Genomic DNA, 20,683 nt, shown 5'->3' on the forward strand with positions numbered 1-20,683 from the left:
TAATGACCCAATGGCCCTTTGTTGTTCAATTTGTAAACGCCTTTAAAGTCCGGTGCCCTGTCCAACACTGATTTTCGCGGCGACGAAAACCCACACACCGCATCATGATCGTATATCGCAGGAAACAAATGCGCAGTAGTTTCAGCCTTGCCGCTTTGCGCGCTCCGGCTGTTTCGCCAGTAATTCGGGAATTTGTTCCGGCGGGACCGGCCTGCTGAAGAAATAACCCTGGGCACTGAGGCAACCCAGGCCGCGAAGGAGCTCAGCCTGCTCAGCTGTTTCCACGCCTTCCCACACCGCTTCCAGCCCGCATGCCCGGACCAGCTGCAGGACCGCCGCAATCAGGGCAGGCTGGGTGGGATCGGTTCCCAGCCCGGCGATCAGCGACCGGTCCACCTTGACCCGGTCCACGGGAAGCCGGCGGAGGTAGCTGATGGACGAGTAGCCGGTGCCGAAATCGTCGATCTCGATCCCCACGCCCAAGCCCCGGAGCCCGCCCAGCGAGTACCGGTCAAGATCGTTGCCTTTGACGATTGCAACTTCCGTCAGCTCCAGCACCACCTGGTCGGGCTGAACGCCGGTTTCCTTCAGGACACTCCTGACATCCTCGATGAACTGCAGGCTCTGCAGGTCTGTAGCGGAGATATTGATGCGGACGGAGAACCGGCTGTCCACCACGGAGGCCTTGACCCAGTCGCGGAGCTGGCGCACTGCCGCCCGGAGCACCCACAGCCCCAGCTCTGAGATCAGCCCGGCTTCTTCCGCCAGCGGAATGAACTCATCCGGCATGATCAAGCCGCGGGTCGGGTGGTTCCAGCGGACCAGGGCCTCCACGCCCTCGACCCGGCCTGTACCCAGCTCCACCACCGGTTGGTAGTTGAGCGTCAGGCCGTCGCTGCTGATCGCGGCACGCAAATCCTCCACAAGCTGGCTGCGGAGCCTGCGGACCAGCAGTAGTCCCGGCTCAAAGCGGTGCAGCTTGTTCTGGCCTTCCGCCTTGGACGCGTACATGGCGACGTCGGCCTCCATCAGCATGTCCTCCGGCGTCTTGCCCGCCTCGCCGGCGCTGAGCCCGATGCTGGCACCGCAACGGACGCTCCGTCCCGGCAGCTCGATGGGCTCACCTACGGCTGCCAGGATGCGGTGGCCCACGAAGCCGGCCTGGTCGGGGGTGGCCGAGGGCAGGACGATGGCGAACTCGTCGCCGCCGAGGCGGGCAACGACGTCGGATTCGCGCACGGCGCCGCGGATTCGTTCCCCCACGGTGATCAGGACGTGGTCACCGGCGGAATGGCCCAGGCTGTCGTTGATGGTCTTGAAGGCGTTCAGGTCCATCATGAGGAGGACAGGGCTTTCGCCCGATTCGGTGTCGGCCTCAAGGGCTGCGTTCAAAGCGTCGATCAGGGCGGAGCGGTTTGCCAGGCCCGTGAGCGGGTCCTGCATGGCCATCTTCTGCATCTCGAGATGTGCCTCATGCAGGAGCTGGGTCCGGACCTGCACCCGCTGCTCAAGCTCCTCGTAGATGATCTGCAGGTCCTCCGCCAGCAGGTTGGTGCCCATAATGATGGCATCGAGCTCATCACGCGCCGGCGAAATCTCGATCCGGGAGGTAAGGTCTCCGGACGCCAGCCGCACGATGCCTTCCAGGAGCCGGGAGAGCCGCGGATCGTTATCCGCAAACATCAAAGTCCTGCATCCCGCTCAGTTTTCCTGGCTGCGTTCAGCGTCAAGGGGGAGGCTGACCGTGACCGTGGTGCCTGCGCCCAGGATCGAGGAAACGTCGATCCTGCCGCCGTGGCGGGACACGATGTCCTTGGTGATGGCCAGCCCCAGTCCCGTCCCGGGGATGGCCCCGGACATGGCATTTGATGCCCGGTAGAAGCGGGTGAAGACGTGGTCTATCTCGTCGCTCGAAATGCCGATGCCGGTGTCCGCAACACTGACGGTGGCCCACCGGGTACCGTCAGCTGCGGCATGCGACTCGCTCCCCACCTGGATGCGCCCTCCGCTGGGGGTGAACTTGATGGCGTTGGAGACCAGGTTGGTGAACACCTGCTGCAGCTGTACTTCGTCGGCAAGGATCTCCGGGTCCTCCGGAACCTGCTCCACGGCGATGGTGACGTTTTGCAGCGTAGCCAGTGGCCGAAGCGCCGCTGCCACGAGATCCAGGGTCTGTCCCAGCCGCACTGGGGTGAGGTGCATCAGGCTGTCATCAAGGCCGTTGCGGGAGACGCTCAGCATGTCCTCAATCAGGGTCCTCAGCCGCTCCGTGTTCCGGACCACGATGTCCAGCATCTGGTGGACTTCGGGCGAGACAGGCTGCTCGGTGCTCTCCTGGATCATGTCCAGGTACGCCATGATGGAGGTCAGTGGCGTCCGCAGCTCATGGTTGACGGTGGCAAGGAAGTCTGTTTTGGCCTTGTCCAGCTGCTGCAGTTGCTTCACCACCTGCTGCTGGCTGCTGATCAGGTGGCTCTGGATCAATCCGTGCGCCGCGTTGCCCGCCACGTGTTGGATGAGCCCTAGCTCGGTCCCGGACCAGGTCCGCGGCTGGTCGATCATCGCAATCCAAATAATGCCCAGCGAAGAGCTTCCCTCGCCCATGGGCACTGCCAAGGAGGAGACGGCGTCGCCGATGCCCGGCGAAACGGCCTCGCCGGCCGCCGGTTCCTCCGTCCCGGGTGAAGACGAGGTCTCGGCGCCGGCCCACAGCAGGTCCGCTGCCCGGCGGGCGTCCTCCTCGTCCGGCAGGGCCTGCTCGCGGAGCGGCGCCAGCCCGGGCCTGCTCCAGGCGGCGTTGATGCGGGGAACCCGGCTGTCCTCGAAAGTAGTCAGCCAGACGTGGTCGGCCCTGAATGTCCGGCCAAACCCGGCCACCACGTGGTTCGCGATCTCCTCCGGGTCGTTCGTGGCCCGGACAGCGGCAGAGACCTGCCGAAGCTGTTCGCGCAGCGCCTCGGTTTCCTGGCGGGCGGCATTGCGGCGGGCCACCATGTCGATCAGGGCAGTGGCGCGGTAGGCCAGTTCCCGGGGGGCGGGTGGCTTGGCGATGCAGTCGTGGATGCCGGACGGCTTCATGGCCGCGAGCTCTGCCGGATCGTCGAGGTCCACCACCACAAGGACTGGCGCGTCTGCCTTGATGGCGGACAGCGACGTATCAACCACGACGACGGAAGGGCGGCTCTCCTCCAGGGAAGCGGCAAGTTCGTCAGCATCCCCTGCGCACAGGACCGAGTAGCCGGCATCCCGCAACGCCTTGGCATATGACGCGAGGCGCGCGTCGTCGGGGTCTGCCACGACGGCGGTGCGCGGCGCGCGCAAGTCACTCGGCGTGTCAGCCGCCACAGTGTCCCCTTCCCTCCCAGTTGAGTACATTGTATGGTCACGCCGGGCGGGCGGCTCCATGGGAAAGAAAAGGAGCACTTTTACCACTATCGCTGGCCACGAAAATAGCCGGCAAGGGGTCATGCAGCCCCCACTCGGGCGGCAGATCGCGCTGCGGGTTGTCCGGCCCCCTATATTTGATCCGTGCCCTCCCCCTCGAAGTCCTTCCCGGCAAAGTCACTGCGGTCCACCCTGCAGAAGTATTTGATGGTCCCTAAGCTCATCCGGCTGTCCCGCTCGGCCCCCAAGGACCGGCCGCTGGCATGGGACACGTACTGGGCCGGCATCAGGGGCGCCGGAGCCGGAGGCGAAGTTCTCTGGGATTCCGGGACTGACAATGAATTCCTCGGCTACAAGGACGTGCTGCTCCGCCACCTGGACCCGGACCTGCCCGTGGTGGACGTGGGCTGCGGCCACGGCAGGTTCACCCGCGCGTTGGCCGGAGTCTTCCCCGAGGTCATCGGCGTGGACGTTTCGGGGCAGGCCATAGCCCACGCCGGCGCCCAGGCATCCACGCCTGCCGGCACCGTACGCTATGCGGCCCGGGACATGACTGAGCCCGGCGCGGGCACGGGATTGGCCGGCAGCACGGACGCAAACGTCTTCATCCGGGGAGTGCTCCACGTGCTGGATCAGGCAGATCAGGCGGCGCTGGTGGAAAACCTGCGGCTCCTGACCGGAAGCCGGGGCACCGTGTTCCTCGCCGAAACGAACTTCCAGGGCACTCCTGTTGAGTACGTTTCCCACCTCGGTGCAACACTCCGGGGCATCCCGGCCCCTCTCGAGCGTGCCATCCGCGGGCTGCCGATGCCCGGCCATTTCGGTCCCGAAGAGCGCTCGCGGGTACTTCCGCCGGAGAAGTGGGAGCTCCTCGAAGACGGGGAAGTGGACATCGAAACACATCCAATGACGGGCGTCGGCGGGAAAAGCCGGGTCCCGGGGTACTTCGCCGTGCTGCGCCCGAGGCAATAGCCAGGGCTCAGCCGCTCCCGCCCGGAGGATGTCCGCCCGTCCGGGACGGCTTGCGTCCGAAGATGCATGACGCCGCCGCCAAGCCCTTGACACGCAGGCTGATCGGGATGCTGAATGGTAAGTACGCTTAGAAAGGCCGGGGCCCGGAGACCTAAATCCCTTCAGTATTCGCAGGAGGCCACCTCAACGCAGGACGAACGGAGCGCGGGGGCCGCAGCCCGGCCACCCTGCACCGCGAAGTGATCCGGCAGTGGGCCGAAGAGCGCGAAGGCGTTCCGGCAACGGAGAAGGCGCCGGTGACGGTGGCCACCCGGGGAGTACTTCGGATTGACCTCGACGGTGAACAGAGGCTCCGCCACACCAGCCGGGAGGAAGCGTTTGCGACCTTCCGCTCCCGGGGCTCAACGTCATCTACCAGGAACAGCGCAGCGACGGCCAGCAGTCACACTTTTCCGGCTGGAGAATCCGGCCCCGAAAATGCCTGAGCAGCGTAGCGTTACACCGCCAGCCCGGCACCGGCCCTTGATACCGGCGCCGCTTCGCCGACGGCGGACGCAAAACATACAGGAAAGACCATGCGCGAACTCATTCCCTCCGGTTCCCTCCGCGGGATGCTTCTGCCCCCCACCTATGGGCAGCATGTCACCCGCTCCACGGAGTTCACCGTCCTGTCCGTCGAAATCTGGTCCGCGGGATTGGTGGTCAACATCCAACTGGCCTCCGACGGCGCTCCGGAGCCACGCATCATCCTCCAGGACCACTTCGGCACGAAGTACTCGTTCCGGGATTCCGCCACCCTGGGGTCGCGAAACCTCCAGGTGTTCACCCCAACGGTGCCCGCCGGAACCAGGAGCCTGACCATCAGGTCCGCCGACGATCCGGACGGCCGTCCGGTGGTGACCTTTGCGGTCCCCCTGATGGCCGTGCCGGAAGAACCTGAAACTTTACAGGACGGCGAATATCCCTCGGCGCCGGAACTCCGCCGCCCGGCTTGACCCAACGAAAGGCTGCCACCATGCAGGACACCGCAGGATTTGCCCCAAGCACCGCCATCGTTACCGGCTCGGACTCCGGCATTGGCAAGGCCACCGCCGTCGCCCTTGCCAGGGCGGGCATGGACGTGGGTGTCACCTGGCACTCAGACAAAGCCGGCGCCGAGGACACTGCAGAGGAAGTGCGCCGGCTGGGGCGCAGGGCGGTGGTGCGCCGGCTGGACACAACTGAGCTTCGCGATGCCGGGGCTGTCATCGACGAACTGGCGGACGAGCTGGGCGGTGTGGACGTCTTCGTCAATAATGCCGGGACCGGCGACGGCACCAAATTCCTGGACCTTGACGTCGGCACGTGGATGCGAACACTGGACACCAACCTCAACGGGGCTTTTGTTTGCCTGCAGGCCGCCGTCCGCCGAATGGTGCAGGCCGGCAAGGGCGGACGCCTGATTGCCGTCACCAGCGTGCATGAATTCCAGCCGCGGGTAGGTTCGTCCGCCTATGACGCGTCCAAGCACGGCCTGGGCGGCCTGATGAAGACGCTGGCGCTCGAGCTTGCCGAACACGGCATCACGGCCAACAGCGTGGCGCCTGGCGAGATCGCCACTCCCATGACAGGGCAGGAAAACGAGGACCCCACCGCCAAGGACCGGCCCGGCGTGCCCCTGGGCAGGCCCGGTGACGCCCGGGAAATTGCCGCCGTCATCGCCTTCCTCGCTTCTGCCGGGTCCAGCTACGTCAACGGGGCATCGTGGGCGGTCGACGGCGGAATGCTGCAGATGGGGCCGCAGGCCGGCTCGCACATCACCAGCCACGAGTGGCGCGAGGGCTAGGCCGGAGTGCTGGCCGGGCTCCGGTCCGCATTTCGGGCCTGGCAAGCCCTTTCCTGTTGCCTGCTGGCATGATGGAACGCATGCGCATTCTTATTGCTCCGGATAAGTTCAAGGGTTCCCTGACCGCGGCCGAGGCGGCTGCTGCCATCGCCGAAGGTGCTTTGCGGGTCTACCCGGAGGCCGTCGCCACGCAGTTCCCCATTGCCGACGGGGGCGAGGGAACCTTGGAGGCGGCGGTGGCGGCGGGCTATGAAGAGCGCCTCAACGCCGTCGTGGGCCCCATCCTTGCGCCAATCGGCGCCGCGTGGGCCATCAGCAAGGCCGACGACGGCAGGGTCACCGCCGTCATTGAAACGGCCAAGGCCTCCGGCCTTGCGGAGATGGATCCCACCCCGGCCAATGCCCTCCGGGCTCACAGCTACGGGTGCGGGCAGCTCATCGCGGCAGCCCTGGATGCCGGTGCCAACGAGATCGTGCTGGGCCTCGGCGGCTCGGCCATGACCGATGGCGGCAGCGGGGCATTGCGTGCCCTGGGCCTGAAGCCGCTGGACTCCGCAGGGAACGTGGTGCCCCTGGGCGGCGGTTCACTCGCGGACGTCGCCGCGCTGGACACGAGCGGGCTGGACCCCCGGCTTGCCGCCACAACCTTCCGCATCGCCGTCGACGTGCGCAACCCCCTTTATGGTCCCGAAGGTGCCGCGCACGTCTTCTCACCGCAGAAAGGCGCGGACGCGGACACCGCGGAACTCCTCGACGCCGGCCTCCGCAACTGGGCCTCCGTCCTGCGCGAAGCCACGGGCCGGGACGTTAACGTCCCCGGGGCGGGCGCCGCCGGCGGCTTCCCGGCGTCGTTCCTTGCCTTCACCGACGCCGCGCTCGAAGGCGGCTTCTCGCTGGTTGCCGGGCTCACCGGGCTGGCCGGACAGCTACGTGAGGCGGACCTGGTCATCACCGGCGAAGGATCCATGGACTCGCAGTCCCTGACCGGAAAAGCACCCATTGCGCTCGCGGATGCAGCCCGGGAGCGCGGGATTCCCGTGATCGTAGTGGCCGGCAGGATCCTGGTCACGCCTGAAGAACTCGCCGAACACGGTGTGGTGGCTGCCGCGCAGCTGCTGGACGTGGCGCCCAGCCCGCAGGACGCGATCGGAAACGCCGCCAAGTACCTGGCCTGGGCAACCAGCCAGGTACTCGAAGGCGCCTAAGGGCGAAACGATGGTGTTGTGCGGTGCCGGCGCAACCAGCAGGGGCGGTTCCCATGATGGTTCGCCGGCGGGTTCCTTTCGGTGCTGCCTGGCTTAGGTGCCGGTCTCGTAATGCGGCTCGGCAACGGGTTTAGACTCGGGTGATCCCTTTTCCCGCAGGTAGACGGATGCGCCTACCAGGACGGCGACGGCCAGGAACTCGCTCTGCCAGTTCTGGAAGGACTCAAACCAAAAACGGCTGGTGCCTACGTATTGAAGCACGCTGATGCCGGCCTCCCCGTGGCTTTGCTGTTCCTCGTTGTAGGCCGCGGCGCCGCCCAGGGCGTGCGCGGTGAACGAGGCCAGGAACAGCAGGAACAGGAGGATGGACAGCGAGTGCTCATAAATCTTGAGGACTGCGCCGCCGCGCTTCACCGGCCAGGGGGTGGCCTTCTTGATGGCCGCCTGGCGCGGGTCCTCATCCTGGGGCGAATCCTTGCCCACGGGCTTGGATTCGGAAGAGCCCTTCTGGAACAGGAAAACAGTCAGGACCACGTACATGGCCATTTGCAGGAACTCCGATTCCCAGTTCTCAAAGGTGGCCTCGACGAATTCGCCCGTAGCCAGGAATTCGAATACTGAGACTGCGGCTTCCCCGTGCGCCTGCTGCTCCTGGCTGTAGTTCGCCGCCCCAGTCAGGATCATGCCGCTGAAGAAGACGAGGAAGAGGCCGGCATTCGCCAGCAACAGCCCGTGTTCCCTCATCCATTTGGTGCTCATTGTCAGCCTTCCTTCAAGCCATGAGGCGCCGTGTCTTCGGTGGCGCGCCTGTTCAGGTGGATGGGGATGTAGACCAGCAGGACCACCATTACTGCCATCAACGCCCCGCCGGCTGTAAGGCCGGCCGAGCGGCCGGCGGCCACATCGAAGACCAGCGCAGCCGTACCTGCGCTCAGGAGCGCGATTCCGGCAAGGGTGATCTTGGCGATCGAATCCCCGCTGGACACGAGCGTCTCCTTGAGCCGCTTCCGGAACAGCCGGCGGTGCACGCTCACCGGCAGGAGAATGAGTGCTGTGGTCAGCGCCGCGATCACCACGTTGCCCAGGTAAAGGGTGACCTGGAAATCGTCGAGATCCGCAAACCGCTGCTGGAAGGGGAGGGTCAGCAGGAAGGCGGCAAGGATCTGCACGCCCATCTGCAACACCCGCAACTCCTGCAGCAGTTCTGCCCAGTTGCGGTCCAGTTGTTCCTCGCGGGTCTCGTTCCGGCCCGATGGGCCTGTGTAATCCTCCACCCCTGACATTGCCTCTCCTTCCCCTGCTAGCCTCCTTGTTCTCTTTCTACTCTTCCCGTATCCAGAAACAAGGCCGGCGTTGCACCCGTCCCGGCATTTGGTAAGTTTACTGATTATATTCGCACCGAACGGTGGACTTTGCTCCTCCGGCCGGGATAGCTTCGAAGGACCGGTGCATAGCGGGGCTCTTCGAAAACCGACACAGTAAGCAGGCGGACTATGAGCGACACAGGCAAGCAGACAGACCAGCCAAAGGATCCCCGCGGCGGCTACCACTCAGGCCCGTTCCCGGAGCAGGAACAGAAGCAGCCCGGCCTCACGGCGCCGATGGAACCCAAGCCTGACCACGGCGAACTGAGCTACGAGGGACACGGGAAGCTCCAGGGCAAGGCGGCCCTCATCACGGGCGGTGATTCCGGAATCGGCAAGGCCGCGGCCATCGCCTTTGCCCGTGAAGGCGCTGATGTGGCCATCTCCTACCTGCCCGAAGAGGAGGAAGACGCGCAGGACACCGCGGACTGGATCCGCAAAGCCGGGCAGCGGGTCCTCCTGTTTGCCGGAGACGGCCGGGAAGAGGAATTCAGTACGCGCATTGCAGAGGAGACCGTGTCCGGGTTCGGGCGGCTGGACGTGGTGGTGCTCAATGCGGCCTACCAGAAGAACCGCGAGAGCCTGGAATCCCTGCCCACCGAGGAGTTCGACCGCGTCTTCAAGACCAACCTGTACTCGCTCCTCTGGACCGCGCGGGCAGCCGTCCCGCACCTCAAGCCGGGGGCGTCCATCATCACCACGGCATCGATCCAGGCCTTCAACCCGTCGCCGGGCCTCATTGACTACGCCATGACCAAGGCCGCCCAGGTGGCGTTCACCAAGGCGCTCGCGCAGGAACTCGGTCCCAAGGGCATCCGCGTTAACGCCGTGGCTCCCGGCCCCATCTGGACCCCCTTGATCCCGGCAACGGAGTGGCCGGAGAAGCTCCCGAAATTCGGCCAGGACACCCCGTTGGAGCGGGCCGGCCAACCGGCCGAGCTTGCCGCGGCGTATGTACTGCTGGCCTCCGAGGACGGCTCCTACATTTCGGGGGCAGTCCTGCCGGTAACCGGGGGCAAGGGGCTCTAGGCTAGGGCCCCACGGCGTACGTGACCAGTAAGCCAGCTTCATCAGACCACTTCATCCGAACAGACAACAGGAGGAAACCATGACGCAGGAAAACCAGCACGCGCAGCCCGAAACGGACCCGGGCGGCTACGGCACGCCCACGGCCGAGCAGGAAATGGGCGGGGCCCAGGCCGCTTCAGGCGACGCCGAAACCAACGAGCCCCAGGCGGATGCCGGCGGGGATCCGGTACCCCACGACATGGACCTTCCCTCCAGCGCCGCTGAGATCGACGAGTCCAACGATGACTCCCAGGGGTCCGCTCCGGTCTCGTCCGAACCGGGGCAGGAAGCTGCCGGAATTCCGGACGGCAGCGGCAATGACCTGCCCCGGGAAAAGTCGCCGAAAGACGACGACGGCGAGGAGTTCAGCGCCGGATAGCACGTTCCGAGGCCGTCCGCGGCGGCTGCCCGGAGCCTTGGGAAAGTTCGTTTGAATGGAGGCCTCCGCCCCGTGGTTCCCCGGGAACCGCAGGGCGGAGGCCTCCCGCGTGCCGGGCATAGATCCGCATGATGTGGGTACAGGACAGAGCGGACCCCAATCGCCAATTCATGCCGGGTGCAGGCCAGGAGGTGGGCTGTGAGCAGGAGATCATCAGAACAGTGGGCACGGCGCGTTGACGGGCAGGCTGGCGTGGAAGTGGACGTCCTGCTGCCCACATGCAACCGTCCGGCGGAACTTGCCGTAACCCTTGCGGGCCTTGCCGCGCAGGCCGAGCCCGCGTTCGCCGTCGTCATCAGTGACCAATCAACCGGCAGCCCGGGCTGGGAGCATCCTGCCGCTGCAGCCATGGTGCGCGTACTCCAGGCTCAGGGCCGGTCCCTCACCCTCCTCCGCCACCTGCCGTGCCGTGGCCTGGCAGAACACCGCCAGTTCCTGCTGGATCACTCCACTGCCGAAAAGTGCCTCTTCCTTGACGACGACGTGTGGCTGGAACCCGGAGCGTTGGAGCGGTTTGGAGGTGCCGGCATCCTGCCCTCCGGGGCTGTCCATCTGGAGTCGCCCACCACGGTGACCGAGAGGCAGGTGGAGGCGTACGACGTCGTGCTGGGGGAGGAGCAGGCAGGCTGACTACGCATGCACCCCCTTTCAACCGGGCGGGGGAGTATTCTTAGAAGACAGGTTTTGCAGTAGGCCGGAGCGCTTCAACCAAGGCGTGGATCATGGCCGCTGAACCCACAGGACAGCTCGGCTGGGGACCCTTTCCAGTACCCCCGGAACAGGTATTTGACAGTAAGGACGTCGAAACCTACCTCTGGGACGTCACCCGTGACTTCATGGCGGACATCAAGGGTGAACAGCGCGGCATCAGCTGGGCAGCAACCCTTTTCCGCCTGGGCCAGGCCCGCACCGTCGCCGCAGGAACGGAAAAGGCGCGCGAGGCTGACCTGGAACAGTGCTCATTCGCCGACGGTCCGGTCATGGAGGCCATCCGCAGCGGGGAGTTCGTGCTGTTGTCCGATGTCAGCCGGGACCGGCGCTGGCCAGGGTACTCGAATGCGGCCGCCGGCCACGGGGTGCAGTCGCTCCTCGCCATGCCCATCGCGTCCGAGGGCGCAACAAGCGCCGCCATCAACCTGTACGCGGCCTTTCCCCACACGTTCACAAGTGACGACCTCCTCCGCAGCAGGAACTACGCCCGTCAGGTGGCGCGGGCGCTGCGCGTAGTGGTGCGGGTGGCCGAGCGCGCCGAGGCGACGGCGGGGATCGCCGTCGTGCAAAGTTCCCTGGTCCTGGTGGACCTGGCGGTGCGCAGCCTCATGGATGAGTACGGGCTAAGCCGCGAGGGGGCCCTTCGATTCCTGCAGACACAGGCCCTGCACCATGAACTTGACCTGCGCGATGCCGCCCTTAGCGTTGTTGCACCCGGCTCCGCCCGGGAGAGCCCCAGGGCCGGGGATTCCGGCAGGGAGCCCACGGGGCTGAGGCAGGGAACGCCCGACGGCGTAGCGGACTTCCGCCTGCTGCCTCCTGCCGAGCTGGACCAGCAGGCGGAAGCACCCCATGGCCGGCAGGCCGGACGGGGTGAGGACACACCTCATCCCGCGGAAGGGAGGACGGCATGACCGCGCAGAAGCACGAGGAGCCGGCGTCGGGAGCCGTACAGCATCCCTGGCACCGCTTTGTGGCGCTCGGCGACTCGTTCACCGAGGGGGTGGGGGATCCCGAGCCGGAGAACCAGGGCGGGCTGCGGGGCTGGGCCGACCGCGTGGCCGAGGAACTCAGCGTTGGCCAGCCGGGTTTTGCCTACGCCAACCTCGCGATCCGGGGCCAGCGGCTGCGGGAGATCCTGGATCAGCAGGTGGGCCCGGCATTGGCCGCGAAACCTGACCTGGTGACGCTCTCCGCAGGTGGAAACGACATTGTGTTCCGCCGCAGCGACCCGGACAAGCTGGCCGAGAAGATCGACGCCGGGGTGGAGCAACTCGCCCGCTCCGGGGCCACCGTGGTCCTTTTCGCCGGTCCCGATTGGGGCGCCACCCCGGTCTTCGGCCAGATACGCGGCAAGGTGGCCATCTTCAACGAGAACCTGCACATAGTGGCCGCCCGGCACAACGCCGTCATGGTGGACCTGTGGTGCCTGCGCGACCTCACGAAACCAGGCATGTGGGATCCTGACCGCCTGCATTTCTCTCCGCTGGGCCACCACACCATAGCCATAGGGGTGCTGGAGGCCCTGGCCGTTCCCCACAGCCTTGAACCGTTGCGGCCCAAGGCGCTCCCGCCCCGCAGCTGGAAGGAAGCCCGGGCCGAGGACCTGGCCTGGGCACGTGAATACCTTGTTCCCTGGGCGATCCGCCAGGTCAGGCACCCAGCGGCGGTCCCGTTGGCTCCCAAACGGCCCCAGCCAGGACCGGTGTTCGGGCACGGGCGTTTCCCTGCCGGCCATCCGGCAGGCCTGCCCGCCGAGCTCCTGTCCCTGAAGGCCGGGCCCCTTCCCGTGAAGAAGGCCTAGCGCTTCTTGGGCGTCCGCTTGGCGGCGGCGTTGACGGCTGCCTTCACGGCGGGCGGCAGGCCGGCCTGTTCCGTCTCGGGCTCGGCCACCGTACCCCTGGCCTTCGCTATGGCCTTCATGCCGTGGTAGATCACCAGGGCTGCTGCCGAGCCCAGGGCGATGCCCGTGAACTTGAGGTCACCGATGGTCCAGGTGTAATCCGCGATGCCGATGATCAGGGCCACGGCGGCGGTGGTCAGGTTGACCGGGTTGGAGAAATTGACCTTGTTCTGGACCCAGATCTTCACGCCCAGGATGCCGATCATCCCGTAGAGCATGGTGGCCGCTCCGCCCAGGACGCCCGGCGGGACGGTGGCAATCAGTTCGCCGAATTTCGGCGAGAAGCTCAGCAGGATGGCGAAGATGCCGGCAACCCAGTAGGCCGCCGTCGAATACACCTTGGTGGCGGCCATGACGCCGATGTTCTCGGCGTAGGTGGTGGTGCCGGAGCCGCCGCCGAAGCCTGCCAGGACGGTGGCGGCGCCGTCGGCCATCAGCGCGCGGCCGGACACGTCGTCGAGGTCCTGCCCTGTCATGGCGGCCACCGACTTCACGTGGCCGATGTTCTCCGCCACGAGCACCAGCACCACCGGCACGAAGAGGCCCAGGACGCCCACATGGAACTCAGGGGTCTGGAACTGCGGGAGGCCGATCCACGCTGCGGCGTCCATCTTGTCGTAGCTCACCTCGCCGCGCAGCATGGCCACGAGGTAGCCCACTACTACGCCTACCAGGATGCTCAGGCGGCCGAGGATTCCGCGGAACAGGACGCTGACCAGGATGATGGTGGCCAGCGTGACGACGGCGGTGACGGGCGCGGCGTCAAAGTTGTTCTTCGCAGCGGGGGCAAGGTTGAGGCCGATCAGCGCCACGATTGCGCCCGTGACGATGGGCGGCATCAGCCGGTTGATCCAGCCTGCGCCGAACTTCTGCACAATGGCGCCCACCAGGGCCAGGGCGGCCCCGGTCAGCACCACGCCGCCCAGCGCCCCGGGGACGCCGAACTGCTGCTGGGACGCCATGATGGGCGCGATGAAGGCGAAGCTTGAGCCCAGGTAGCTGGGAACCCGGCCCTTGGTGATCACCAGGAAAAGCAGCGTGCCGATGCCGGAGAAAAACAGGGTGGTGGCAGGCGGCATGCCTGTGATGATGGGCACCAGGAACGTGGCGCCGAACATGGCCACCACATGCTGCATGCCTACGCCGACGGTGAGCGGCCAGACCAGCCGCTCATCCGGGGCCACCACGTGGCCGGGCTTAATCGACTTTCCGGTGCCGTGCAGCTTCCATTTGATTCCGAGCATGCTCATGGGCGGAGGCCTTTCGGGGGCTTTCGGAGGGTGCCGCGGAGGGCGGAGATTAACTGGGACAAGGATACCGCCAGCGTCGCCTTGCGGCCTGCTGTGGTGGACGTCACCTGCCGTCACGGGAAGAGGGAGGGGCTGGTTGAAGTTGCAAGTATGGAAGGCAACAAGGCCGCCCCGGTAAGCGGGGAGGCGCAGCGAAAGGTAAGCCCATGACCATTGCCCACGAAGAAGCGGTTATCGATTCGGCCGCTGTCGACGCCATTTTCGCCCAGGCCCGCACCGCCAACTCCTTCACCGGAGAGGTGACCGAGGAGCAGGCGCAGGCAATCTACGAGCTGACCAAGTTCGGCCCCACCGCTTTCAACTCCCAGCCGCTGCGCGTGACCTACGTCCGTTCTGATGAGGCCCGCGCCAAGCTGGTGGAGGCCCTGATGCCGGGCAACCGCGCCAAGACGGCTTCCGCCCCGCTGGTGGCAATCCTCAGCTACGACACCGACTGGGCGGGGCAATGGGACGCCTTCCTCCCCGGCTACAACGCCCCCAAGGCCATGTATGACGCCAACCCGGAACTCGCCGCCGCCACTGGCAACAACAACGCCCACCTGCAGGCCGGCTACTTCATCCTGGCTGTCCGCTCCCTCGGGTTCGCCGCCGGACCCATGACGGGCGCCGACTTTGGCGCGATCGACGCAGCGTTCTTCCCGGCCGGGGACCAGAAGAGCTTCCTGGTGGTCAACATCGGCCAGCCTGCCGAGGACGCGTGGGGCGAAGCCAAGCCCAAGTTCGCCTACGAGGACGTCGTCCGCACCGTCTAACCCCCAACCCCCGGGACGCTCTCTCACTTAATGCACCTTTTTGGCCGACGCTCTCTCACCCCTGAGAGAGCGTTGGCGGTTAAGCCGCGTTAAGTGAGAGAGCGTTGGCGGTTAAGCCGCGTTAAGTGAGAGAGCGTCGGCAGGGGGTGGTGGCAGACTGGGGCTATGCCGATGCGGAACCTCGTCCTGGTGGCCTTCGTCGAGCCGGTGGCGGACGGGCTGGTCTTCCCCCGCAGCGAATGGCCGCTGCACATTACCCTGGTGAGGTTCGACGCCGGAGGCCCGGACAGTGCTGACGTAGCCGAGCGCGTCGCCGGCCTTGCAGAAGGCCCGGCGATGGACGCCCTGGGCGCCGGACTGACCGTGGGTGAGGATGCAGGCTTCGGCCGGAACGGCTCCGTGCCCGTGAACCTCATCAAACCCCAGCCGGAGCTGCAATTCCTGCACGAGCAGCTGGTGGCTGCAGCGGGCCGCCTGGGGGGCACAATCCTGACGCCGGCCCACACGATGGCAGGCTACCGGCCCCATGTCTCGCACCACGGCGGCAAGCGGCTGAACCCGGGCGACGCCGTAGTGCTCAACCGTATTGCACTGGTGGACATGGCGCCGGACGGTGACCGCACCGTCCGGCGCATCCTGCGCCTGTGGACCCTGCCGGAAACGGACGAGCCGCCTAGGAGATAACGCTGTCCACCAAGGCCTTGGCTTCCGCCTGGACCTGCTTGAGGTGTTCCTCGCCCTTGAAGGACTCGGCGTAGATCTTGTAGACGTCCTCGGTGCCCGAGGGGCGGGCGGCAAACCAGGCGTTCTCCGTGACCACCTTCAGCCCGCCAATGGGCGCGCCATTGCCGGGGGCCTCGGTCAGCTTGGCCAGGATGGGTTCCCCGGCCAGGGACGTGGCGGTGACGTCCGACGACGACAGCTTGCCGAGTGCCGACTTCTGCTCCCGCGTGGCTGCTGCGTCAATGCGGGCATAGACGGGCGCGCCGAACTGGTCCGTCAGGCCCTTGTACAGCTGGGAGGGCGACTTGCCCGTGACGGCGGTGATCTCCGAGGCGAGCAGGGCCAGCAGGATGCCGTCCTTGTCCGTGGTCCAGACGCTGCCGTCCTTCTTGTTGAAGGAGGCGCCGGCGGATTCCTCGCCGCCGAACGCGCCTTCGCCGGACAGGAGGCCGGGCACGAACCACTTGAAGCCCACCGGAACCTCAACGAGCTTCCGGCCCAGGCTTTCTGCCACGCGGTCGATGATGGAGGACGAGACAAGGGTCTTGCCCACCACCGATGCCGGGTTCCAGCCGCTGCGGTTCCGGTACAGGTAGTCGATGGCGACGGCGAGGTAGTGGTTCGGGTTCATCAGCCCGCCCACTCCATCGACAAAAGGAGTGACGATGCCGTGCCGGTCCGCGTCCGCATCGTTGCCGGTGGCGACGTCGTAGGCTGCCGTCCCGTCCGCACCGGCAGCCATCCGCTTGATCAGCGACGCCATCGCGGACGGCGAGGAGCAGTCCATCCGGATCTTTTCGTCCCAGTCCAGGGTCATGAACGCCCACTGCGGGTCCACCGTGGGGTTTACGACGGTGAGGTTCAGCTGGTGGCGCTCGCCGATCTCGCCCCAGTAGTCAACGGAGGCCCCGCCCATGGGGTCAGCGCCGATCTTGACTCCGGCCGCGCGGATGGCATCCAGGTTGAGCACGGACGGGAGGTCGTCAACGTAGCTGCTGAGGAAGTCGAACTTGCCGGTGGTGTCAGCGGCCAGTGCATCGGCGACCGGAATCCGCTTCACCCCGCGCAGGTCGTTCTCGAGCAGCTCGTTGGCACGGTTGGCAATCCATCCGGTGGCGTCGGAGTCCGCGGGGCCGCCATGCGGAGGGTTGTACTTGAAGCCGCCGTCTGCGGGCGGATTGTGGCTGGGCGTCACCACGATGCCGTCAGCCTGCGGGGCGCCGGCGCCCGCGTTCCGGTTGTAGGTGAGGATCGCGTGGCTCAGTGCCGGGGTGGGGGTGTAGCCGTGCCGGGCGTCCACGAGGACCTGGACGCCGTTGGCTGCCAGCACCTCAAGCGCAGAGTTCTGTGCAGGTTCACTCAGGGCGTGCGTGTCCTTGGCCAGGAACAGGGGGCCGGTGATGCCCTGCCCGGCCCGGTATTCCACGATCGCCTGGGTGATGGCAACGATGTGCTTCTCGTTGAAGGACGCCTTGAGGCTGGATCCGCGGTGCCCGGACGTGCCGAACACAACGCGCTGGCCCGGATCAGCCAGATCCGGGGTGATGTCGTAATACGCGTCGAGGAGCGCAGTGATGTCAACAAGGTCCTGGGGTTGGGCAAGTGTGCCCGCGCGGCTAGCCATGGCACCAGCATGCCAGACAGGAGCTGTAGTCAAAACGACCCGGCCGGAATGCGGGCCGTGTGTCCGGCCTGTGACGAAATGACGTCATCAAACGAGTAGTCAAACTGAGTACTGCCCCGAAAAGTACTTATATACCGCCGCCTGCGCGCCCTGTTACCTTCGAAAAATCCGGCAAAACGTACGTAAGCAAGGCACGACGGCGGGCGGCCGCCGTCGTCCTTCCAGCAGGGAAGCAGGGACGCCATGGGGGCAGGAGACGGGGCAGCCGAGCAGTCCAGGCTGGCCGCGGAAAGGGTGGCCAGGCTCAAGCGCCGGCTCGACGAAGCCGAACGCTCCACGAAGCCGTGGGACGCAGGCGCCGAGGGCGCGACGGCAGTGGCCGAGAAGCTGGGCGAGCTGGTGCCGCGGGGCTGGTATCTGCTGAATGACGTCCACTGGCCCGGCCGACCGAAGGCAAGCCTGGACCATGTCCTGGTGGGGCCCGGCGGCGTGGTTGTGGTGAATTCCAAGAACTGGACAGGGGAGGTCCGTGTTGCCTCGGGAGTGCTGTGGCAGGGGCGCTACGCCCGGACCCAGGCGGTGGAGGGGGCCCTGGCCCAGTGCGCAGCCGTGACGTCCGTGGTTGCGCCGATGCACCGGAGGCTGGTGCGTCCGTTGATCTGCATGGCTGCCCAGCCGGACCTCCTTGGCGTAACGAATTCGGATGTTGCAGTGGCCGGAACCGGACGCATCGTGGGTGCAATAGAAGCCCTGCCCCCGGTCCTGGACCAGCAGGCCGTGGCGGGTCTGTACAAGCATCTCGGCCAGGAGCTGACCCACGAACAGGAACCCGGCATCACGGCGCTGCGGAGCGTGCGGCCCGTACCCCCGGTCCCGCCCGGCGGAACCGCAGAAAGCGTCCCGGCAGGTCCTGCAGGCGTTGTCCGAAGGATGGACTCCCCATCCCGTCCGGTGGTCTCCGGGGACCCCTCCCGGACCGCGCCCGCGGAGCTTAGCCCGGTCCGGAGGCACAACCGGGTTCGGCGCAATTCGGCTCGGTACGGTGCCGGCTCGGCGGCGCGCCAGCATGGTGCCGCGGGCGCAGGACGGCTTGCCCTTCTTGCCGCTTTTGTGATTTTTGCGGTGTACGTTCTGCCCTACTGGGGACAATAGATGCCCCGACCCGCCGGGGGTAGGCTGGAACAAAATCCAAGGGGGAAGAACCATGTCCGACCAGCCCAGCCAGCGTCCCGAATCCGGGCAGCCCGAGTCCCCCGCGCCGCCGGGCTTTGAGCCGCCCCGTTTCGCTGCGCCCTCAGGCAGCGGCACAACGTCGCAGCCGCAGTATGGGCAGGGCGGCTACGGGCAGGGCGGTTCCGGGCAGAACGCCTTCGGCGAGCCGGGCCAGTACCGCACTCCGTACGGTCAGCCAGCCGGCCCCTATGGCCAGCAGCCGGGCCCCTACGGTCAGCCAGCCGGCCCCTATGGCCAGCCGGCGTACTACGGCATGCAGGCAGAGCCGAAAACACTGAGCATTGCCAGCATGGTGTGTGGCATCGCGTCGGTCATCATGGGCTGGATCCTGCTGCCGCAGGTCGCCGCGATCATCACCGGACACATGGCGCTGAAGCGGGAACCGGCGGGCAGGGGCATGTCCATCGCCGGCCTGGTCCTGGGCTACCTGTGTTTGCTGGGCTACGGCGCGCTCTGGCTTCTGGCCATCATCGGGCTCACCATAGCCAGCACCACCAGCGGTTCGGGCTACACGTACTGAACCCACGTCCTGGACAGGCTAACCCGCCTCAGCCAGCCGCTGAGACGGTCCGGCGCTCCGGCGCCCGGACCGCCGTCGTGCGTTTAAGTTGTGTGTTAAGCCCGGCGTTCAGCCTCGCGGAGCCTGTGTCGGCGGGATGTTGTGGTTAAGGCGGAAGATGTTGTGGGGGTCGTACCGGTCCTTGAGGGCAACGAGGCGCTGGAACTTCTCCGGGCCGTACGCCGCCCGGGCAGCGTCCGGCTCCTTCAGCCCGATTTCCGCGCCCAGGAAATTGACGTACTCCCCGTGCTCGGCGAAGGGCTGCATGAGCCCGTAGGCTTTGCGGGCGAATGCGGTCAGCCGCTCGTCCTCGGAAGGATCGCGCCAGAACCCATAGACATTCAGCCAATACCGGGCAGACCGGTTCGGGAACGCCGTTGCATGGTCAGGTACCCGTCCGAACGCCCCTTCCATGTGGTGGACATCAATGCCGGTGCCTTCCCACGCAAGCTCGGAGGCGAAACCAAGCAGGACATCCACCGACTCCTCATCGAGGCGGGAAAAGGAGACGTTCTTCCAGTAACCGCGCGAGCCTTTGGGAAAGACGCTGTCCATGGCGCTTTGCCAGTCCAGCCAGGAGGTGGGGCCAACTTCCTCTTCGTCGGGCGGAGCGCCGGCCCGGAGCCGGTCGACAAGGGCGAGCCCGGCCTCGTGGTCCTCCGCGACCCACGCAAACCCGATGATCATCCACGGGTCACTGCCCATTCCGAATTCCGCAGGGAAGATCAGGAACGAGACGATCGGGTTCATTTCATCGGGCAGGCCACGGGTCCAATCGGCAAAGGCAAGCAGGGCCGCGCGCCAGTGTTCCCGCCGGTAGAACAGGTTCCCGCCCAGCGGGGCCGGCGGCAGCGCGCGGGCATGGAAGGTAAAGGACGTCACCACGCCAAAGTTTCCGCCGCCGCCGCGCAGGCCCCAGAACAGCTCCGGGTTCTCGTGGGCGGCGGCGTGCAGGTGTTCTCCGGTGGCGGTGACGATGTCCACGCATTCCAGGTTGTCCAGGCTCAGGCCGCTTGACCGCGTCAGCCAGCCCACGCCCCCGCCGAGCGTTAGTCCTGCCACGCCTGTTCCGCTAATCACTCCCAGCGGGACGGCAAGATTGTGGACGGCAGTTTCGCGGTCGACGTCGGCAAGGGTGGCTCCGGGTTCAACGGTCACCAGCTTGCTGCCGGCGTAGACCTGGACGCGCTTGAGCTGGCCCAGATCCAGGACCAGTCCGCCGTCAACAGTGCCGTGCCCCGCAACATTGTGGCCGCCGCCGCGGACGGCCAACGCCAACCCCGTGCGCCGCACGGCGTCCAGAACGGCGTCAATATCCGGCAGGGCCCCGGCCCGGACGACGGCTCGTGGCCGGAGATCGACCATGCCGTTCCATACCCGCCGGGCTTCCTCGTACAGGGGGTCACGGGGCTCGATCAAGGATCCGGACAGCTTTCCGCGCAACTCGTGCAGTGCCTGCTGTATCGCCAGTTCCCTAGTGTTCTCATGGACTGTGGACATCGTTGGTGCTCTTCCGCTTAAGGGGCTATGCCCTTGGGGATAAGGAAGATATGGAAGGCGTCAGGCGCCTGTGATGAGGAACTGCCGGCGAATTTGCGCCGAAAGCGGCAT

General features: G+C 66.4%; 20 protein-coding genes. 13 read left to right on the plus strand and 7 right to left on the minus strand.

The genetic code is table 11. The annotated features are described in order from the left end of the window. Positions 1-141: 141 nt before the first annotated feature. Together C3B78_RS00945 and C3B78_RS00950 are read right to left on the minus strand one after the other, a co-directional pair. Positions 142-1,683 carry a putative bifunctional diguanylate cyclase/phosphodiesterase gene (locus C3B78_RS00945; protein WP_104996404.1) on the minus strand — a complete coding sequence of 514 codons (1,542 nt, stop codon included), beginning with the start codon at positions 1,681-1,683 and terminating at the stop codon, positions 142-144. An 18-nt stretch (positions 1,684-1,701) separates the two neighbouring features. After that, on the minus strand, positions 1,702-3,345 hold the full coding sequence (locus C3B78_RS00950) for a sensor histidine kinase (protein ID WP_104996405.1): 1,644 nt from the start codon (positions 3,343-3,345) through the stop codon (positions 1,702-1,704). A 246-nt stretch (positions 3,346-3,591) separates the two neighbouring features. Here C3B78_RS00950 and C3B78_RS00955 point away from each other — a divergent pair, with 246 nt between their 5' ends. From C3B78_RS00955 to C3B78_RS00970, 4 genes are all read left to right on the plus strand, one after another. Then, positions 3,592-4,356, plus strand: coding sequence for a class I SAM-dependent methyltransferase (locus C3B78_RS00955; RefSeq protein ID WP_104996406.1), 765 nt, complete (start codon positions 3,592-3,594; stop codon positions 4,354-4,356). A gap of 575 nt (positions 4,357-4,931) precedes the next feature. After that, positions 4,932-5,351, plus strand: coding sequence for a hypothetical protein (locus C3B78_RS00960; protein ID WP_104996407.1), 420 nt, complete (start codon positions 4,932-4,934; stop codon positions 5,349-5,351). A gap of 20 nt (positions 5,352-5,371) precedes the next feature. Then, entirely contained in the window at positions 5,372-6,181 is an 810-nt protein-coding gene (locus C3B78_RS00965) for an SDR family oxidoreductase (RefSeq protein ID WP_104996408.1), read from the plus strand. 80 nt (positions 6,182-6,261) lie between these two features. Continuing rightward, positions 6,262-7,386, plus strand: a complete 1,125-nt coding sequence (locus tag C3B78_RS00970; RefSeq protein WP_104999563.1) for a glycerate kinase — start codon at positions 6,262-6,264, stop codon at positions 7,384-7,386. A gap of 93 nt (positions 7,387-7,479) precedes the next feature. Here C3B78_RS00970 and C3B78_RS00975 read toward each other — a convergent pair whose 3' ends face one another. Together C3B78_RS00975 and C3B78_RS00980 are read right to left on the minus strand one after the other, a co-directional pair. After that, a complete protein-coding gene (locus C3B78_RS00975) occupies positions 7,480-8,145 on the minus strand; it encodes a DUF6766 family protein (protein WP_104996409.1) in 666 nt (221 codons plus the stop codon). A 2-nt stretch (positions 8,146-8,147) separates the two neighbouring features. Beyond that, positions 8,148-8,669, minus strand: a complete 522-nt coding sequence (locus C3B78_RS00980) for a DUF6328 family protein (RefSeq protein WP_104996410.1) — start codon at positions 8,667-8,669, stop codon at positions 8,148-8,150. Between the two features lie 210 nt (positions 8,670-8,879). On the opposite strand from C3B78_RS00980, the gene C3B78_RS00985 reads away from it, so the two are divergent. The 5 genes from C3B78_RS00985 (at position 8,880) to C3B78_RS01005 (ending at position 12,772) form a co-directional block, all read left to right on the plus strand. Next, positions 8,880-9,779, plus strand: a complete 900-nt coding sequence (locus tag C3B78_RS00985; protein ID WP_104996411.1) for an SDR family oxidoreductase — start codon at positions 8,880-8,882, stop codon at positions 9,777-9,779. 79 nt (positions 9,780-9,858) lie between these two features. Continuing rightward, complete coding sequence (locus C3B78_RS00990; RefSeq protein ID WP_104996412.1) at positions 9,859-10,197, plus strand: hypothetical protein; 339 nt, start codon at positions 9,859-9,861, stop codon at positions 10,195-10,197. 198 nt (positions 10,198-10,395) lie between these two features. Further along, positions 10,396-10,887 carry a glycosyltransferase family A protein gene (locus tag C3B78_RS00995; protein ID WP_104996413.1) on the plus strand — a complete coding sequence of 164 codons (492 nt, stop codon included), beginning with the start codon at positions 10,396-10,398 and terminating at the stop codon, positions 10,885-10,887. A 92-nt stretch (positions 10,888-10,979) separates the two neighbouring features. Next, entirely contained in the window at positions 10,980-11,882 is a 903-nt protein-coding gene (locus C3B78_RS01000; RefSeq protein WP_104996414.1) for a GAF domain-containing protein, read from the plus strand. Next, positions 11,879-12,772, plus strand: a complete 894-nt coding sequence (locus C3B78_RS01005; RefSeq protein WP_104996415.1) for an SGNH/GDSL hydrolase family protein — start codon at positions 11,879-11,881, stop codon at positions 12,770-12,772. Before C3B78_RS01000 ends, C3B78_RS01005 begins: the two co-directional genes overlap by 4 nt. Here C3B78_RS01005 and C3B78_RS01010 read toward each other — a convergent pair. Next, the gene (locus C3B78_RS01010) at positions 12,769-14,121 is read right to left on the minus strand and encodes a uracil-xanthine permease family protein (RefSeq protein WP_104996416.1); all 1,353 of its coding nucleotides are present in this window, start codon (positions 14,119-14,121) and stop codon (positions 12,769-12,771) included. The two genes, C3B78_RS01005 and C3B78_RS01010, sit on opposite strands and share 4 nt — an antisense overlap. Positions 14,122-14,327: 206 nt before the next feature. Here C3B78_RS01010 and C3B78_RS01015 point away from each other — a divergent pair, with 206 nt between their 5' ends. Further along, positions 14,328-14,933: a malonic semialdehyde reductase gene (locus C3B78_RS01015; RefSeq protein ID WP_104996417.1), complete on the plus strand. Its 606-nt coding sequence runs from the start codon at positions 14,328-14,330 to the stop codon at positions 14,931-14,933. Positions 14,934-15,104: 171 nt separating this feature from the next. Then, complete coding sequence (locus tag C3B78_RS01020) at positions 15,105-15,617, plus strand: 2'-5' RNA ligase family protein (protein WP_199775382.1); 513 nt, start codon at positions 15,105-15,107, stop codon at positions 15,615-15,617. On the opposite strand, the gene pgm is transcribed toward C3B78_RS01020, so the two are convergent. Continuing rightward, complete coding sequence (gene pgm, locus C3B78_RS01025; protein ID WP_104996419.1) at positions 15,607-17,280, minus strand: phosphoglucomutase (alpha-D-glucose-1,6-bisphosphate-dependent); 1,674 nt, start codon at positions 17,278-17,280, stop codon at positions 15,607-15,609. The genes C3B78_RS01020 and pgm overlap by 11 nt on opposite strands. Before the next feature lie 243 nt (positions 17,281-17,523). On the opposite strand from pgm, the gene C3B78_RS01030 reads away from it, so the two are divergent. Both C3B78_RS01030 and C3B78_RS01035 read left to right on the plus strand, forming a co-directional pair. Then, positions 17,524-18,432: an NERD domain-containing protein gene (locus C3B78_RS01030; protein ID WP_104996420.1), complete on the plus strand. Its 909-nt coding sequence runs from the start codon at positions 17,524-17,526 to the stop codon at positions 18,430-18,432. A gap of 52 nt (positions 18,433-18,484) precedes the next feature. Then, the gene (locus C3B78_RS01035; protein ID WP_104996421.1) at positions 18,485-19,033 is read left to right on the plus strand and encodes a DUF4190 domain-containing protein; all 549 of its coding nucleotides are present in this window, start codon (positions 18,485-18,487) and stop codon (positions 19,031-19,033) included. A 108-nt stretch (positions 19,034-19,141) separates the two neighbouring features. On the opposite strand, the gene C3B78_RS01040 is transcribed toward C3B78_RS01035, so the two are convergent. Beyond that, positions 19,142-20,572, minus strand: a complete 1,431-nt coding sequence (locus C3B78_RS01040; RefSeq protein ID WP_104996422.1) for an FAD-binding oxidoreductase — start codon at positions 20,570-20,572, stop codon at positions 19,142-19,144. Positions 20,573-20,683 lie beyond the last annotated feature (111 nt).

The sequence above is a fragment of the Arthrobacter sp. PGP41 genome, assembly GCF_002953935.1.
GTDB lineage: Bacteria > Actinomycetota > Actinomycetes > Actinomycetales > Micrococcaceae > Arthrobacter.

What these genes read in the sequence shown, in the direction of transcription:
- C3B78_RS01030 (WP_104996420.1), top strand. Translation starts at nt 17,524, where the DNA reads ATGGGGGCAGGAGACGGGGCAGCCGAGCAGTCCAGGCTGGCCGCGGAA.
- C3B78_RS00965 (WP_104996408.1), top strand. Translation starts at nt 5,372, where the DNA reads ATGCAGGACACCGCAGGATTTGCCCCAAGCACCGCCATCGTTACCGGC.
- C3B78_RS01010 (WP_104996416.1), bottom strand. Translation starts at nt 14,121, where the DNA reads ATGAGCATGCTCGGAATCAAATGGAAGCTGCACGGCACCGGAAAGTCG.
- C3B78_RS00970 (WP_104999563.1), top strand. Translation starts at nt 6,262, where the DNA reads ATGCGCATTCTTATTGCTCCGGATAAGTTCAAGGGTTCCCTGACCGCG.
- C3B78_RS00955 (WP_104996406.1), top strand. Translation starts at nt 3,592, where the DNA reads ATGGTCCCTAAGCTCATCCGGCTGTCCCGCTCGGCCCCCAAGGACCGG.
- C3B78_RS00960 (WP_104996407.1), top strand. Translation starts at nt 4,932, where the DNA reads ATGCGCGAACTCATTCCCTCCGGTTCCCTCCGCGGGATGCTTCTGCCC.
- C3B78_RS00975 (WP_104996409.1), bottom strand. Translation starts at nt 8,145, where the DNA reads ATGAGCACCAAATGGATGAGGGAACACGGGCTGTTGCTGGCGAATGCC.
- C3B78_RS01040 (WP_104996422.1), bottom strand. Translation starts at nt 20,572, where the DNA reads ATGTCCACAGTCCATGAGAACACTAGGGAACTGGCGATACAGCAGGCA.
- C3B78_RS01020 (WP_199775382.1), top strand. Translation starts at nt 15,105, where the DNA reads ATGCGGAACCTCGTCCTGGTGGCCTTCGTCGAGCCGGTGGCGGACGGG.
- C3B78_RS00985 (WP_104996411.1), top strand. Translation starts at nt 8,880, where the DNA reads ATGAGCGACACAGGCAAGCAGACAGACCAGCCAAAGGATCCCCGCGGC.
- C3B78_RS01000 (WP_104996414.1), top strand. Translation starts at nt 10,980, where the DNA reads ATGGCCGCTGAACCCACAGGACAGCTCGGCTGGGGACCCTTTCCAGTA.
- C3B78_RS01005 (WP_104996415.1), top strand. Translation starts at nt 11,879, where the DNA reads ATGACCGCGCAGAAGCACGAGGAGCCGGCGTCGGGAGCCGTACAGCAT.
- C3B78_RS01015 (WP_104996417.1), top strand. Translation starts at nt 14,328, where the DNA reads ATGACCATTGCCCACGAAGAAGCGGTTATCGATTCGGCCGCTGTCGAC.
- pgm (WP_104996419.1), bottom strand. Translation starts at nt 17,280, where the DNA reads ATGGCTAGCCGCGCGGGCACACTTGCCCAACCCCAGGACCTTGTTGAC.
- C3B78_RS01035 (WP_104996421.1), top strand. Translation starts at nt 18,485, where the DNA reads ATGTCCGACCAGCCCAGCCAGCGTCCCGAATCCGGGCAGCCCGAGTCC.
- C3B78_RS00990 (WP_104996412.1), top strand. Translation starts at nt 9,859, where the DNA reads ATGACGCAGGAAAACCAGCACGCGCAGCCCGAAACGGACCCGGGCGGC.
- C3B78_RS00980 (WP_104996410.1), bottom strand. Translation starts at nt 8,669, where the DNA reads ATGTCAGGGGTGGAGGATTACACAGGCCCATCGGGCCGGAACGAGACC.
- C3B78_RS00945 (WP_104996404.1), bottom strand. Translation starts at nt 1,683, where the DNA reads ATGTTTGCGGATAACGATCCGCGGCTCTCCCGGCTCCTGGAAGGCATC.